Below are 15294 nucleotides of genomic sequence, written 5' to 3' on the forward strand. Positions count from 1 at the left end.
CGCAGCGGCGTGCGGGTGGGTTTTCCCCTTATGACCAGCGTATGCTATGATTGACCGGCAATTGAAGTTGTAACGGTAAGGGAGTGCGGGTTCGCCCGCGCTTCCTTTCTTGTATGGGGAGGTGCTACATGGTCAAAAGCGCGCTTGAGCAGCAGATCATCGACACGCTCGAGGCCCTTGCCGAGCCGCGGGGCATCGATATCGTCGACGTCGAGATCGTCGGGGCGACCAAGGCTCCGTGCGTGCGCGTGCGCATCGATCGCGTCGACGGCGAGGGAATCTCGCTCGACGAGGTTACGGCGCAGAATCCCTGGGTGAGCGACGCCATCGAGAAGCTCGATCCCATCTCCGGCTCCTACACCCTCGAGGTGTCGAGCCCCGGCATGGCGCGTCCGCTGCGCCGTCCGAGCGATTTCGCCCGATTTGCCGGCGAGGAGGTGGAGCTCGTCTCGACGGCGACCGAAGGCCGTCGCAAGTTTACGGGCCGTATCGCCGCGTCCGACAATGCGGGCGTGACCCTTGCGCTCGATGACGAGCAGACCGTGACGTTTCCCTATGACAATGTGAAGAAGTGCACCTTGAAGCCGGTCTTTGACTTCAAGGGCGGAAAGGGTGATCAGTAATGGCATCGGAGATGATGGAAGCCCTCATGGCCCTGTGCCAGGAGAAGCATATCGACCAGCTCTACCTTATCGACCGTCTCGAGCAGTCGCTCGCGAAGAGCTATGCCGAGATCCTGCATCTGGACTGGGGCGCGAAGGTCACGATCGACCGCGCCACGGGCAAGATCTACGTCTACAAGCTCGTGCCCATCGACGACTCCATGGACGAGGAGGGCAACTACACCGAGTTCGAGGAGATCGACGTCACGCCCAAGGACACCTCCCGCATCGCCGCGCAGCACGCCAAGGCCGAGATCAACGCCATCGTGCGCAACTCCGCCCGCGAGCAGATCTACGAGGAGTTCTCGAGCCGCATCGGCGACGTCATCACCGGCACCGTGCTGCAGTCCACGCCCGACTTCACCATCGTCAAGATCCGCGAGGGCGTCGAGGCCGAGCTGCCCCACTTCGACCAGCGCCGCTACGAGAACGAGCGCAACGAGCGCCCGCACGGCGAGCGCTACCTCCACAACCAGCGCATCAGGGCCGTCATCATCGACGTGCGCGACCCGAACTCGACGCTGCCCCCCGTGCGCGGCGAGCACTCCCGTCCGCCCATCGTGATCTCGCGCACCCATCCTGCGCTTATCCGCCGTCTGTTCGAGGGTGAGGTGCCCGAGATCTACGAGGGCACCGTCGAGATCAAGTCCATCGCCCGCGAGCCCGGCCAGCGCTCCAAGGTCGCGGTCCACTCGCTGGACGACCGCCTCGATCCGGTCGGCGCTTGCGTCGGCCCCAAGGGCAGCCGCGTGCGCGCCGTCGTCTCCGAGCTTCGCGGCGAGCGGGTCGACGTGATCCTGTGGGACGAGGACCCCGCGGCCTACGTCGCGAACGCCCTGTCTCCCGCGAAGGTCACGCGCGTGCTCATCGACGAGGAGAAGAACTACGCCGGCGTCATCGTTCCCGACGACCAGCTGTCGCTCGCGATCGGCAAGGAGGGCCAGAACGCCCGTCTCGCCGCCCGTCTGACCGGCTGGCACATCGACATCAAGAACGAGACGCTCGCCGCCGACATCCTGCGCAACGTCCCGGTCGCTCCCGAGCCGGCCGAGGACCTGCTTTCCGATGACGAGCCCGAGCGCTGCGCCTATGTGGGCGACAACGGCATCCGCTGCCGCAACCAGGCGCGTCCCGGCTCTCGATTCTGCGGCGTGCACGACGCGTCCGGATTCGATGAGGGCGATGCCTTCGAGGATGCGGAGGATCTCATCTAGCGCGCGAGGGTGCCGATAGGCACCGATCATCCGCGTACGTGAGATTGCAAGCAGGGCGCCGTGCGCCCGAGAGGTAGGTGAATGGCATATGGCGAAAGTCCGCGTATCAAGCCTGGCCAAAGAATTCGGTATGTCGTCCAAGGAGCTGCTCGACCATCTGGCGGAGATGAAGATTCCCGCCAAGTCGGCATCGTCCACGCTCGAGGACGCGTACGTCTCCATGGTAAAGAGGAAGCTCGCTCCGGTCCTCGAGGCCCGCGCCGCCGAGATCGAGGCCGCCAAGCAGGCCGAGAAGGAGGCCGCTGAGCGCGAGGAGGCCGAGCGCGCCGCCGAGGCCGAGAAGGAGCGCATCGCCGCCGAGCGTCGCCGCGAGGAGGAGCGCCGTCTGTCCCAGGCTGCGCTCGCCGCCGAGGAGGCCGCCCGCGCCGCCGCCGAGGAGGCGGCGCGCATCGAGCGCGAGCGTGCCGCCGAGGCCGCCCGCCAGGCCGAGCTCGAGGCCAAGCGCCGCGCGGTGCCCGCCTCCGATTCCGGTTCGCGCTTCCGCTCGCTGCTCGATCAGATTGCAGCTCAGGAGGTCGTCCTCAAGGAGAAGAAGGAGGCCGAGACCAAGCAGAAGGCGGATGCCGACGACCATCGCGGTGCCCGCAGGTCCGGCCGTGGCGATCGCCATGCGGCCGCCGAGGCCCCCAGCCGTTCGCGCCGCGGCGCGTCGGCGCCCGTCGTGCCCGCCGGCATGGACGTTCCGTCCCCCGACAAGGCCGCCCGCGGCGGCAAGAAGCGCCGCGGACAGCAGGAGTCGCATGGCGACCATTACTCCCGCATGGCGCGCGAGGCGGAGGAGTACAGCCGCGAGCGCGTGCTCGAGGAGGCCCGCGCCGCCGTCGAGGAGGCCAGCCGCGAGTCGACCGGCCGTCGCCGCAAGCGCAAGGAGAAGCGCGAGCGCGAGGCCGCGCAGCTGCGCGAGGAGAAGAAGATCGAGGAGGCGCTCGCCCAGGGCGTGAACCCCGAGGACCTCGATGCGGTTCGCGTCTCCCAGGGCGTGACCGTCGCCGAGCTCGCCGAGGCGCTCGACGTGTCGGCCAACGACATCATCAAGCGCCTGTTTTTGCTCGGCACGCCGCTGACCATGACGCAGTCCATGTCCGACGATCTCGTCGAGCTCGTCGCCGACGACCTGGGCCGCCAGATCAAGATCATCACGCCGGAGGAGGAGAACTCCTTCAGCTTCTACGACGACCCCGCCGACCTGAAGCCGCGTCCGCCGGTGGTCACGGTCATGGGCCACGTCGACCACGGCAAGACGAGCCTGCTCGACGCCATCCGCCACACCGGTGTCGCCACGCACGAGGCCGGCGGCATCACCCAGCACATCGGTGCTTCCCAGGTCATGATCAACGGCCGCCAGATCACCTTCGTCGACACCCCGGGCCACGAGGCCTTCACGGCCATGCGCGCCCGCGGTGCCAAGATCACCGACGTCGTCGTGCTCGTGGTCGCCGCCGACGACGGCGTCATGCCGCAGACCGTCGAGGCGATTAACCACTCCAAGGCCGCCGGCGTGCCCATCGTCGTCGCGGTCAACAAGTGCGACAAGCCCGATGCGAATCCCGACCGCGTCCGCCAGGAGCTCGTCGAGTACGGCGTCATCCCCGAGGAGTGGGGCGGCCAGAACATGTTCGTGAACGTCTCGGCGCGCCAGAAGACCGGTATCGACGACCTGCTCGAGACCATCCTGCTGCAGGCCGACGTCCTCGAGCTCAAGGCAAACCCCGACACCTTCGCCTCCGGCTACATCATCGAGGCCAAGCTCGACCGCGGCCGCGGCCCGGTCGCGACGGTCCTCGTGAACCGCGGCACCCTGCACGTCGGCGACTCGCTGGTCGCCGGTCTTGCCTACGGCCGCGTGCGCGCCATGCTCGACCAGCACGGCAACCCGGTCAAGGAGGCGCGCCCCAGCGACGCCGTCGAGATCTTGGGCCTGAACTCCGTGCCCGCCGCCGGCGACGAGTTCCGCGTCTTCGAGGACGAGCGCGACGCGCGCGACCTCGCCGAGCAGCGCTCGCTCAAGGCGCGCATCGAGGAGCAGAACAAGGTGAAGCACGTCACGCTCGAGACGCTGTTCTCCGAGATGAGTGAAAACGAGCTCGCCGAGCTCAACCTCGTCGTCAAGGCCGACGTCCAGGGCTCCATCGAGGCGCTGGCCGACGCGCTGGGCAAGATGGACCAGTCCGAGGTGCGCATCAACATCATCCACTCCGCGGTCGGCGCCATCAGCGAGACCGACGTCGTGCTCGCGGCCGCGTCCAACGCCATCATCATCGGCTTCGGCGTGCGTCCGCAGGGCAAGGCCCGCGACCTCGCCGAGAAGGAGAACGTGCAGATCAAGACGTACTCCATCATCTACAAGGCCATCGAGGACATCGACGCCGCCCGCGTCGGCCTGCTCAAGCCCACTGAGGAGGAGGTCCGCACCGGCGAGGCCGAGGTCCGCGAGACCTTCCGCGTGCCCAAGGTCGGCCTCATCGCCGGCTGCATGGTCACCGAGGGCGAGATCGAGCGCAGCGACCGCGTGCGCGTCGTGCGCGACGGCGTTGTCGTCTTCGACGGCACGTTCGCCTCGATGCGTCGCTTCAAGGACGATGTCAAGAGCGTCAAGTCCGGCTACGAGTGCGGTCTGGGCATCGAGAAGTTCCAGGACATCAAGGTGGGCGACATCCTCGAGGCGTACAAGGTCGTCGAGGTCGCCCGTACCGAGTAGGGGGGTGGCCGCATGAAGCAGACCGCTGCGACGCGCCGCCTTGGCGAGCAGCTGCGCGAGAAGCTCGGCTATATCCTTTTGTTCGAGGTGTCCGATCCGAGGCTTGACCTCGTCACCCTGACCGGTGTCGAGGTCAGCGTCGACCGCGCCTACGCCCGCGTGTTCGTCTCGTGCGAGGCGGACCGCTACGGTGAGGTTCTCGAGGCGCTCGAAAGCGCACGGGGAAGGATCAGGAGCCTGCTTGCGCGTTCGCTCGATTGGAGGCAGGTGCCCGAGCTCGATTTCAGGATCGATCGCTCGACGGACGCCGCCGAGACCATCGCGCGAGCCCTCGAGAACGTCCCGGAGACCATGGCGGTGCCCAAGGACGAGGAGGGCTATCCCATCCAGGAGTCCGACCAGGAGGCATAGGTAGGTATGAGTAGCTGCTGTGGGTCAATCGCCCCCGAGCTGCAGCGTGACTACGCGCGCATCCTCGAGCTCATCGAGGGTGCGCGCTCCATCGCCATCTCGGGCCACACGTCGCCCGACGGCGACGCGCTCGGGTCGGTTCTCGGGCTGGGGCTGGCGCTCAAGGAGCGTTTCGCCGATAAGCGGTTCTATTTCCTGCTTGCAGACAACGGCCCCGTCCCCCGGATCTATCGCTTTATGAAGGGTGCGGACCTGTTCGTACCGGCCGCTTCGTGCGATGTCGACCCCGATCTGTTCATCTCGGTCGATTGCCCGGTGCGTGAGCGTCTGGCCGATGCCGCCGCCGTGCTCGACCGTGCGCGCACGGTCGTCTGCTTTGACCATCACCCCGCGCGCGAGGAGTTCGCATCGGTGTCCGTCAGGCGCGTGTCCGCCGCGGCGACCGCCGTGCTCATCGAGGAGTTCCTGCGCTGGGCGGAGATTCCGCTCGACGGACCGGTCGCGACCTGCCTTCTGTGCGGACTGGTGACCGACACCGGGCGCTTCCAGTACCAGAATGCCGACGCCGCGGCGTTTGCCTGCGCGGCGCGCCTCGTCGACGCGGGCGCGGAGCCCGCGCGCATCGCGCTCGAGGTCTACCAGAGCCAGCGACTCGGGTACCTCAAGCTCGAATCGCTCGTTATGGGCCGCATTCGCACCGTCGCCGGCGGTCGCGTCGCCTACAGCTACGCGTACGCCTCCGATCTCATCGAGCACGGCGTGACATCCGACGAGTGCGATGGCCTGGTCGATGTCGTCCGGTCCGTTGTGGGGGTCGAGGTCTGCCTGTTCGTCAAGGAGACCGAGTGCTGCCACCGCGTCCGCGGCAACCTGCGCTCCAAATGCGACCTTGATGTCTCGGGCGTGGCGGCGCACTTTGGCGGCGGCGGGCACGCGGCGGCCGCCGGGTTTACCTACGAGGGGAGCATCGTCGAAACCCTTGCCGACGCCTTGCCCATGCTCTGCGAGCTGGTAGGCGAGAGCTCCGACGATCTGCATATCGAACTGTGATAACGGGAGGCGTATGGCCCGTCGTAAACCTTCGCAACTCAACTGCCTGATCGCGGTGGATAAGCCCGTCGGTTGCACGTCCCACGACGTCGTCGCCCGCGTGCGTCGCGCGGTGGGGGAGCGCCGGGTCGGGCACGCGGGAACGCTCGATCCGCTCGCATCCGGCGTCATGGTGGTCGGCATCGGCCAGGCGACGCGCCTGCTCGGCCGAATCACCCAGGACACCAAAAGCTATATCGCCGACATCGCGTTCGGTGCCGAGACCAACACCGACGATGCGGAGGGCGAGGTCGTGCGCACCGCTCCCGTCGGCGACGCGGTGCGCGACACGGCGTCCGCCTCGGAGCTTTTGACGTCGATGCTCGGTGACCAGATGCAGGTCCCGCCTGCGTTCAGCGCGATCTCCGTCGACGGCGTCCGCTCGTATCGCCGTGCCCGCGCCGGTGAGGAGGTCGAGCTCCCCGCACGGCCCGTCCATGTTTTCGCCGCCGATCTCATCGCCGTGTCGGATATCGACGGGGCGCCTGTCTGGACCGTTGCGTTCACGGTGAGCAAGGGCACCTATATCCGCGCTCTCGCGCGCGACATCGGTCGTGCGTCCGGCAGCGCGGCGCATATCGCATCGCTGCGTCGAACGGCTTCGGGAACCGTGACGCTTTCCGGTTGCGTGGCGCTCGATGCGCTCTCGCCGTCGCTTGTTCCCGACGACATGCTCGACCCCATCGGCGTGCTCGGCCTTCCTACCATCGAGGTCCCCGAACGCTATCTTGGCGACATCCTGTGCGGCCGCGCCCTGTCCGCCGACCTTGTGCAGACCGCCGGGGAGCCGGTCGAGGCCGACGGTTCTGTAGCGCTCACGTGCGGCGGCCAGCTTCGCGCCCTCGCTCGACTCGAGGGTCATCGGCTTGCCATGACCGATGTGTTTCCGCAGGGGATAGGCGGGGTGCGCTCATGATGCCGTCGATCGAGGAGCTCCGACGCGATTTCTGCCTTTTTGTGGCTACCGCGCCCATCGTCCGCGCTGACGCCTGTTTACCCGACGGGCTCGACGTGCGCGAGGCCGCGGTCGCCATCGGGGCCTTCGACGGCTTCCATATCGGGCACCAGGAACTCGTCCGACGCATGGTCGCCGATGCGCGGCGGCGGGGCGTTGCCGCCGTGGTGGTGACGTTCGATCCCGACCCCGACTGCGTCGTGGGCCCGGGCCCCGCTCCCAAGCTGATGGATGCGGCCGACCGCCTGAGCGCCCTTGCGTCGAGTGGCGTCGACGCCGTGCTCGTCATCCCGTTCACGCGCGAGCTCGCCGCCCTCGACCACGTCGGATTCTTCGAGGATGTGCTCGCTTCCTGGGTGAGCGTGCGGGCGGTGCATGTCGGCAGCGATTTCAGGCTCGGTCGGGGCGGCGCCGCCACGGTCGACGTCATGCGTGCGTGGGGCGCGGCTCGCGGTATCGATGTCTACGGCTACGACCTGGTCGACATCGACGGTGCCCCGGTGAGCGCCTCGCGCATCAGGAGCATGCTCGAGGCGGGTGACGTCCGGGACGCCGCGCGTGCTTTGGGCAGGCGCTACGCGGTGCGAGGCTGTATCGCCTCCGGCCGCGGCCAGGGAACCCAGATGGGCTTCCCGACGGCGAACATCGAGGTGCCCGCGGGCGTGCTGGTTCCCAAAGACGGGGTGTACGCCGGCCTTGCGCTCATCGATGGCGTCGTGTGGCCCGCTGCGGTCAACGCCGGCCTTCCGCCCACGTATGCCGCTGAGCCGGGCTCCGCGCATCTCGAGGCGAACCTGATCGGATTTCGCGGCGACGTGCGCGGGCACGCCATCTCGCTCGCGTTCGACCGTTTCCTGCGGCCGTCGCGCGTCTTTGCGAGCACCGACGAGCTCATTTCCACCGTGCTCGCGAACATAGCGACCATTCGCGATGAGTTTGGCGAGAGGGGAGTTGATATAGGTGATCTCCGATGAGGACAAGGACCGCGTCCGCGCGGCGACCGATTTGGTTCAGCTCGTCCAGGAGACTGTGGAGCTTCGGCCCCGCGGCCAGGAGTTCTGGGGCTGCTGCCCGTTTCACGGCGAGAAGACCCCGTCGTTTCATGTGATTCCTTCCACGCAGGTGTGGCACTGCTTCGGCTGCGGCGAGGGCGGCGACGCCTTCACCTACGTCATGAAGCGGGAGAACCTGTCGTTTCCCGAATCCATTCGCTATCTAGCCGACCGTGCCGGTATCGAGATTGCCGATGACGCCCCTGCTGCCCGCCGGGGCACGAAGCGCTCGCGCATCATCGACGTCTGCGAAAGCGCGTGCGACTTCTACCACACGATGCTCATGCGCGGTAAAGACGGGAGAGGCCGGGCGTATTGCGCCGAGCGCGGTCTGAACGCCCAGGTCTGCCAGCGCTATCGTCTCGGCTATGCGCCGGGTCGCGGCTCGCTTGTCGCCCATCTCTCGGCTGCCGGCTTCACGCCGCGTGAGATGGTCGACGCCAACGTCGCAGTGCGTCGCGAGCGCGGCGGCCTGTCCGACCGCTTCTACGAGCGCGTCATGTTCCCCATCTTCGACGAGCAGGGCCGCTGCATCGCCTTCGGCGGGCGCATCATGGGCGACGGGCAACCCAAATACCTCAACACCGCCGAGACGAGCGTCTTTCACAAGAAGCGCAACCTCTACGGGTTCAACTGGGCCAAAGAGCACATCGTCGCCGCGAACGAGGCGGTGGTCGTCGAGGGGTACACCGACGCGATCGCCTGCTGGGAGGCCGGCATCAAAAACGTCGTCGCGACGCTCGGCACGGCCTTGACCGAGCACCATGTCAAAACGCTCGCACGCTTCGCGAAGCGCATCGTGTACCTGTTTGACGGCGATGCCGCCGGCCAGAAGGCCGCCGAGCGCGCGATCCAGTTCGTCGAGACCGGTTCGGTCGACCTGCGGTGCGTGATCCTGCCCGACGACCTCGACCCCAACGACTTCATCCATGAGCGCGGGGGAGACCGGCTCAAAGAGCTCCTTGCGGATGCCGAGCCCCTGCTCGACTTCGTGTTCGGCAAGCTCGGGGAGCGCAGCGACGTATCGACGCCCAGCGGCCGCGCTCGCGCCCTCGAGGATGCCTGCGAGTTGATTTTCCCCTTGCGCTCGAGCTACATGATCGATTCGTACTACATGCAGATCGCCGATCGGCTCGGCGTGGACGTCGAGATGGTCCGTTCGGCGGCGCAGCGCGTCTTTCGCGATGTCGCCCGAAAGCAGGAGCAGACGCGGGAGCGCGAGCGCAGGCGCGAGCAGGCGCAGGCCGATGCGCGCGCGGCGGCGCCCGCAGCGCCCGAGGTGCCCGCAGCTGAGCCGTTTGACGAGGAGCCCTACGACTACGTTCCGCTCGACGCGCCTGTCGAGCACGAGGTGCCCGCTGCCGCCCCCGTGCAGCTGACCGATCTCGAGCGCCGCTCCCTTTCCTGTGAGCGGGAGCTCTTGTGCCTGCTCACGTCCTATCCGGATAGCTTTCGGCCCTTCGCCGAGCGCATCTGCTCGATCGACTGGGTCGATCCACGGCATGAGGCCATCGCGTGGGCGGTGCTCGCGACGCCGGAGGGCTCCGATATCGCCGATGTCATGGGCGCCGTGCGGGCGGTGTGTCCTGAGGCGCCGCAGCTGGTGAGCGCCGGCACGATCGATGCGACGAGTAAGCACCCGACCGAGACCAACATCGGGTTCCTGCTCGATACGCTCGAGCTGTACACCCTGCGCCGCCGGATGCGCGCGACCCAGGCGAAGCTTCGGACGGACCGCACCCTCGACGCCGCCGAGCGACGCGAGATGACCATCCAAGCCACGCGCGATGCTGCGCGCGCCCGCGAGCTCGCGCGCGCGGTGGAGGGGGTCGCCGACCCGTTCCGCACGCTCGAGGAGGGATAGGTCCTCGGTCCCGTCGAATTGCGCCGTCTGTGGGAAAAAGCTTGACAGGAATGCAATTTGAGATATGCGGGTATAGAAGTGTGTGCTAAAGTAATGTGTCCTGTGTGTCAAGAAGGGAGAATCTGTGCCTAAGAAGACCGATAGCATGGGTACCGAACTTGATTCCTATATCGATAAGCTCTTGGACCAGGGCTCGAGCACCGGAACCGTCACCGAGGACGACATCCAGGTCGCCCTCAAGGACGTAGACGTATCGGATGCGCAGCTGAACGCCGTCTACCGCAGCCTGCGCGAGCGCGGCGTGGATATCGTCTCCGCTGCGGAGGACGATGACTCCCTGGGTGTCGACGCCTCCGACGACGTGCTCGACGACGATTTGGATGATGAGAGCGTCGAGGATCACGATATCAAGGTCGCGAAGAACGCCGACGCCGAGATGGCGGCTGCCAAGACGCGCAAGAAGTCCCGTGTCCGCACGTCCCGTTCTCGTTCCCGCGCGCGCGGGATCGACGCCTCGACCGTCATGCTCACCGGTGACCCGGTGCGCATGTACCTGAAGGAGATCGGCAAGGTCGACCTGCTGACCGCCGCCGACGAGGTGGATCTCGCGATGAAGATCGAGGCGGGCCTCGACGCCGGCAACAAGCTGGAGGCCGCCGAAGCGGGCGAGCTCGAGCTCACGCGCGCCGAGAAGCGCCGCCTGTCCCGTGTCGAGCAGGTGGGCCTCGAGGCCAAGCAGGCGCTCATCTCCGCCAACCTGCGCCTCGTCGTCTCCATCGCCAAGCGCTATGTCGGCCGCGGCATGCTGTTCCTCGACCTCATCCAGGAGGGCAACCTGGGCCTCATCCGCGCCGTCGAGAAGTTCGACTACGAGAAGGGCTTCAAGTTCTCCACGTACGCCACCTGGTGGATCCGCCAGGCGATCACGCGCGCGATTGCCGACCAGGCCCGCACGATCCGCATCCCGGTCCACATGGTGGAGACCATCAACAAGCTCGTCCGCGTCCAGCGCCAGCTGCTTCAGGACCTTGGCCGCGACCCGACTCCCGAGGAGATCGGTGCCGAGATGGACATGAGCGCCGACCGCGTGCGCGAAATCCAGAAGATCTCGCAGGAGCCCGTGTCGCTCGAGACGCCGATCGGCGAGGAGGAGGACTCCCAGCTCGGCGACTTCATCGAGGATTCCCAGGCGGAGGTTCCGCCCGATGCCGCGAGCTTCTCGATGCTGCAGGAGCAGCTCGCTCAGGTTCTCGATTCGCTCGCCGATCGCGAGCGCAAGGTCATCGAGCTTCGCTTCGGTCTGGTCGACGGCCATCCGCGCACGCTCGAGGAGGTCGGACGCGAGTTTGGCGTCACGCGTGAGCGCATTCGCCAGATCGAGTCCAAGACCCTCGCCAAGCTTCGCCATCCGAGCCGCTCGAGCAAGCTCAAGGACTACATCGAGGGCTAAGCCGTTCGGCTTTACCGCTCAATGTGCAAGCCGCCTTCGGACCCGTCGCTATGACGTGAGGTCCGAAGGCGGCTTTTTCGCGGTGCATCTTCGATACATAAGAAAAAACCCCGCTGGAGGCGGGGTGGAAGTTCTGGCTCCTCGAGTAGGACTCGAACCTACAACAACGCGGTTAACAGCCGCGGGCTCTACCATTGAGCTATCGAGGAATGTCTCGGTTGCTCTTGCGCAACGAAGATTAGTATACGCAATTCGACGAAGCCCGCAAGGGGTAAATTGAAAAAATCTTCGCTCCGGTGAGTCTGCGCGTTTTGCGGAAGGATATCGGCTGGCGATTGAGTTGGGTTGTGGGTTTATGTAAACCTGCGTATCGCGACGTCGCTCCCGTGGAATATACATAGCAATGCTCGCTCTGGCCGCCTGGTCGTATTCGGCCGCTTTGGCGCTGGCAGTCGCATGGCGGTTGGTCCATGCGATCGTCGTCCAGGACGATCAGCCGACAAGCACGACAGGAGGGGTAGGCGTGAAGCACTGGCAGGAGCTGTTGGATGGATGCGTACGGGACGTCGCGGACCTGAAGGATCGCTTGCACCTGAGCGATGATGAGGTCGAGGCGCTTCAGGCCATAGAGCGTTCCTACCCGGTGTGCATTCCCGCCTATTACCTCGATTTGATTGACCCCGAAGACCGTCACGACCCCATCCGCAAGATGTGCGTTCCCGATGCCATGGAGTTCTCGCTGGGCGGCAGCCCCGACACGAGCGGCGAGCACGACAACACCGTGGTGCAGGGCATGCAGCACAAGTACCGGCAGACGGTCATGATCCTGTCGACGAACCAGTGCGCGATGTACTGCCGTCACTGCTTCCGCAAGCGCCTGGTCGGCCTGTCGTCTGCCGAGGTCGCCGCCCATCTTCCCGAGATGGCCGCGTACGTGTCGGCGCATCCCGAGATCGACAACGTGCTCATCTCGGGCGGGGACGCCTTCCTCAACAGCAACGAGGTGATCGAGGAGTACCTCGAGACCTTTACCTCCATCCCGCATATTCGCTTCATACGCTTCGGCACGAGGACCCCGGTCACGTTCCCGCAGCGCATCTTCGAAGACGATGGCGAGCTCACCGATCTGCTCGCACGCTACGGCGAGCGCAAACAGATCGTCGTCGTCACCCATTTCAACCATCCGCGCGAGATCACCGATCAGTCGCGCCAGGCGGTGCGCGAGCTGCAGCGCGCCGGGTGCGTCGTTCGCAACCAGACCGTCCTGCTGCGTGGCGTGAATGACGATCCCGACGTGCTTTCCTCGCTCCTGAACACGCTGGTGTACATCGGCGTCATGCCCTACTACGTGTTCCAGTGCCGCCCGGTCGAGGGCGTCAAGAACCAGTTCCAGGTGCCGCTTGCGCGCGGCGTCGCCATCGTCGACGAGGCGAAGGCGAGCATGAGCGGCATCGCCAAGGCATTCCGCTACGCGATGAGCCATCCGACCGGCAAGATAGAGATCTTGGGTCCGGCGGGGGAGGGCAAACTTGCCTTCAAGTACCATCAGGCGAAGGACCCGGCTGACAACGCGCGCCTGTTCGTTCGCGACGTGGCGCCCGATCAGTGCTGGCTCGATTGACGGCACGCCGTGTGCCGCGCGCTCCAGTGACGAAGTAAAACCAACCGCATATCGGCAGGTGGGTGGGGAGGTCGAAAAAAACTGGTATCAATATGAGAATACCGGAAGGCGTCGCACACCCCAGGTGCCGGGCGGCAACTCCACCCGATTGGCTCCTCGACACCTGCGTGCTCGCCGTTCGCAATGCTTTCGCCCGCGCGAAGGAGGTCCGGCTCCGTGTCCGCGGGCACGTTGAAGCGAGGTCGCGATGAAGCGTTGGCAACAGCTGTTGGAAGAGAGCTATCGGAGCGTGGCGGACCTGAAGGAGCCGCTCGGTCTGTCCGACGAGGAGGTCGAGGCGCTCGCTCCCTTCGAGGAGCACTATCCGATCCTGGTAACCCCGTACTACCTGCGCCTCATGAACCGACTCGATGCGGATGACCCCATCCGGCGCATGTGCATCCCGAAGGTGTCGGCGCTTCCGCCCGAGAAGAAGGACGCGCGCGGCGCGGATTCCGAGATCCAGGGCGGCCAGCACAAGTACCTGCAGTCGGTGCTGATCGTGTCCAACAACCAGACGCTCGCCTACAGCCGCAACTGCTATCGTCGGGATTTCTCCAAGCTTGACCCGGATGAGGTGACGCTGCGCATCCCCAAGCTCGCCGAGTACATCTCAGACCGTCCCGAGATCGACAACATCTCGATCGGCGGCGGCGATGCGTTTTTGAACTCCAACGAGCTTTTGGGCCAGTACCTCAAGTCCTTCGCGTTTTTGCCGACTATCGGGTACATCCGGTTCACCACGAGCACGCCCGCTACGTTCCCGCAGCGCATCATCAACGATCCCGAGCTGCTCTCCATGCTTGCGCGCTACGCTAAGGCCAAGGCGATCGTCATCGTGACGCAGTTCGACCACCCGCGCGAGCTGACCGATGAGGCCGCCGCCGCCATTCGCCTGCTGCGCGAGGCGGGGTGCACGGTGCGCAACGAGGCGGTGCTGCTGCGCGGCGTGAACGACGACGCGAAGACCCTTGCCGCGCTCATGAACGGCCTGGTTTCCATCGGTGTCGAGCCGTACTACCTCTATCAGTGCCGTCCGTGCGCCGTGCTCGAAGACGGCTTCCAGGTTCCGCTCGCCGACGCCATCCGCATGGTCGACGAGGCGAAGTCCACGATGAGCGGCATGGCGAAGAGCTTCCGGTTCATCATGGGGCATACGACCGGCAAGATTCAGATGATCGGCTTTGCCGACGACGGGCGCGCGGTGTTCAAGTACCACGAGGCGACCGACGAGGCCAACCAGAGCCGCATCTTCGCCCAGGAGCTCACCGAGACGCAGACCTGGCTTGACCTGTAGGTTCTCTAGTAGTTTGTAATGCAGACGGCGCCGCGCGCACAGGTGCGGCGCCGTCGGAGCATGCCGGCGGCCGACGTGCTCGGAATATGCAGTTCGAGGATTATCTCATTCATGAGCACGCCGGGAGCGGCGCTGTGTATACTGTTATCGACCTTTAAGCGCGTACGAGATACCGCAAGGAACAACATATCGCTGACCTTCAGCTCTTTCCTGTGGATGTCTCGCCGCGCGCGGTAGGGGCATCTATTTTTATTGCGCGCCGGCTTGGACGGGGCGCACGGCAACAAGGGAAGGAGATTGATGAGCACGTCTTCACCCAAGGCAGTCATCATGGACGAGGCTGCGGTCTCGCGCGCGATGACGCGAATCGCGCACGAGATCCTCGAGCGCAACGAGGGCTGCGACAATCTCGCCATCGTCGGCATCGTGACGCGTGGCGACCTGCTGGCCCAGGAGCTCGTGGACCGCATCAAGGAGATCGAGGGGGTGGACGTTCCCCTGGGTCGACTGGACATCAGCTTCTATCGCGATGACTTCCAAACCTTCTCCCCGGAGGTTCACGCCACCGACATCCCCTTCGATGTCGATGGCAAGCGCATCGTGCTGGTCGATGACATCCTCTACACCGGCCGTACGATCCGCTGCGCTCTCGACGCCGTCATGGATCTGGGCCGTCCCGCCCGCATCGAGCTTGCGGTCCTCGTCGACCGCGGCCATCGCGAGCTGCCCATCTGCCCCGATTTCGTCGGCAAGAACGTGCCGTCTTCCCACGAGGAGAACGTCCGTCTGTATCTGAAGGAAGTCGACGGCCGCACGTCCGTCGAGATCTTCGACATCGCGCCCGGCGCCCATGTGGGCTCGGCGCCGCTGGGAGGTGAGTAG

At 65.8% G+C, this 15294-nt stretch carries 12 protein-coding genes and 1 tRNA gene; 12 read left to right on the forward strand and 1 reads right to left on the reverse strand.

The window, feature by feature from the left end; genetic code table 11:
* The first annotated feature begins 128 nt into the window (after window positions 1–128).
* The 9 genes from rimP to rpoD all read left to right on the forward strand — a co-directional run bounded on the left by rimP (window position 129) and on the right by rpoD (window position 11455).
* Window positions 129–623: a ribosome maturation factor RimP gene (gene rimP / locus QUW00_RS02390; protein WP_289612799.1), complete on the forward strand. Its 495-nt coding sequence runs from the start codon at window positions 129–131 to the stop codon at window positions 621–623.
* On the forward strand, window positions 623–1876 hold the full coding sequence (gene nusA / locus QUW00_RS02395; RefSeq protein ID WP_289612800.1) for a transcription termination factor NusA: 1254 nt from the start codon (window positions 623–625) through the stop codon (window positions 1874–1876). The genes rimP and nusA overlap by 1 nt, the downstream gene beginning before the upstream one ends.
* Before the next feature lie 88 nt (window positions 1877–1964).
* Window positions 1965–4634, forward strand: a complete 2670-nt coding sequence (gene infB, locus QUW00_RS02400) for a translation initiation factor IF-2 (protein ID WP_289612801.1) — start codon at window positions 1965–1967, stop codon at window positions 4632–4634.
* A 12-nt stretch (window positions 4635–4646) separates the two neighbouring features.
* The gene (gene rbfA, locus QUW00_RS02405) at window positions 4647–5045 is read left to right on the forward strand and encodes a 30S ribosome-binding factor RbfA (protein WP_289612802.1); all 399 of its coding nucleotides are present in this window, start codon (window positions 4647–4649) and stop codon (window positions 5043–5045) included.
* Between the two features lie 6 nt (window positions 5046–5051).
* A complete protein-coding gene (locus tag QUW00_RS02410; protein ID WP_289612803.1) occupies window positions 5052–6095 on the forward strand; it encodes a DHH family phosphoesterase in 1044 nt (347 codons plus the stop codon).
* A gap of 13 nt (window positions 6096–6108) precedes the next feature.
* Window positions 6109–7050, forward strand: coding sequence for a tRNA pseudouridine(55) synthase TruB (gene truB / locus QUW00_RS02415; RefSeq protein ID WP_289612804.1), 942 nt, complete (start codon window positions 6109–6111; stop codon window positions 7048–7050).
* Window positions 7047–8063, forward strand: a complete 1017-nt coding sequence (ribF, locus tag QUW00_RS02420; protein ID WP_289612805.1) for a bifunctional riboflavin kinase/FMN adenylyltransferase — start codon at window positions 7047–7049, stop codon at window positions 8061–8063. The genes truB and ribF overlap by 4 nt, the downstream gene beginning before the upstream one ends.
* A complete protein-coding gene (gene dnaG / locus QUW00_RS02425) occupies window positions 8050–10005 on the forward strand; it encodes a DNA primase (protein WP_289612806.1) in 1956 nt (651 codons plus the stop codon). The genes ribF and dnaG overlap by 14 nt, the downstream gene beginning before the upstream one ends.
* 124 nt (window positions 10006–10129) lie before the next feature.
* The gene (gene rpoD / locus QUW00_RS02430) at window positions 10130–11455 is read left to right on the forward strand and encodes an RNA polymerase sigma factor RpoD (protein WP_289612807.1); all 1326 of its coding nucleotides are present in this window, start codon (window positions 10130–10132) and stop codon (window positions 11453–11455) included.
* Window positions 11456–11589: 134 nt separating this feature from the next.
* Here rpoD and QUW00_RS02435 read toward each other — a convergent pair.
* A tRNA-Asn gene (locus QUW00_RS02435) sits at window positions 11590–11664 on the reverse strand.
* A 314-nt stretch (window positions 11665–11978) separates the two neighbouring features.
* Between QUW00_RS02435 and QUW00_RS02440 the strand changes: the two genes are divergently transcribed.
* The 3 genes from QUW00_RS02440 to pyrR all read left to right on the forward strand — a co-directional run bounded on the left by QUW00_RS02440 (window position 11979) and on the right by pyrR (window position 15294).
* Window positions 11979–13076, forward strand: coding sequence for a KamA family radical SAM protein (locus QUW00_RS02440; protein WP_289612808.1), 1098 nt, complete (start codon window positions 11979–11981; stop codon window positions 13074–13076).
* 247 nt (window positions 13077–13323) lie between these two features.
* A complete protein-coding gene (locus QUW00_RS02445; protein WP_289612809.1) occupies window positions 13324–14412 on the forward strand; it encodes a KamA family radical SAM protein in 1089 nt (362 codons plus the stop codon).
* Window positions 14413–14712: 300 nt separating this feature from the next.
* Window positions 14713–15294: a bifunctional pyr operon transcriptional regulator/uracil phosphoribosyltransferase PyrR gene (pyrR, locus tag QUW00_RS02450; protein WP_289612810.1), complete on the forward strand. Its 582-nt coding sequence runs from the start codon at window positions 14713–14715 to the stop codon at window positions 15292–15294.

The sequence above is a fragment of the Collinsella tanakaei genome, assembly GCF_030373545.1.
Taxonomy (GTDB): domain Bacteria; phylum Actinomycetota; class Coriobacteriia; order Coriobacteriales; family Coriobacteriaceae; genus Collinsella; species Collinsella tanakaei_C.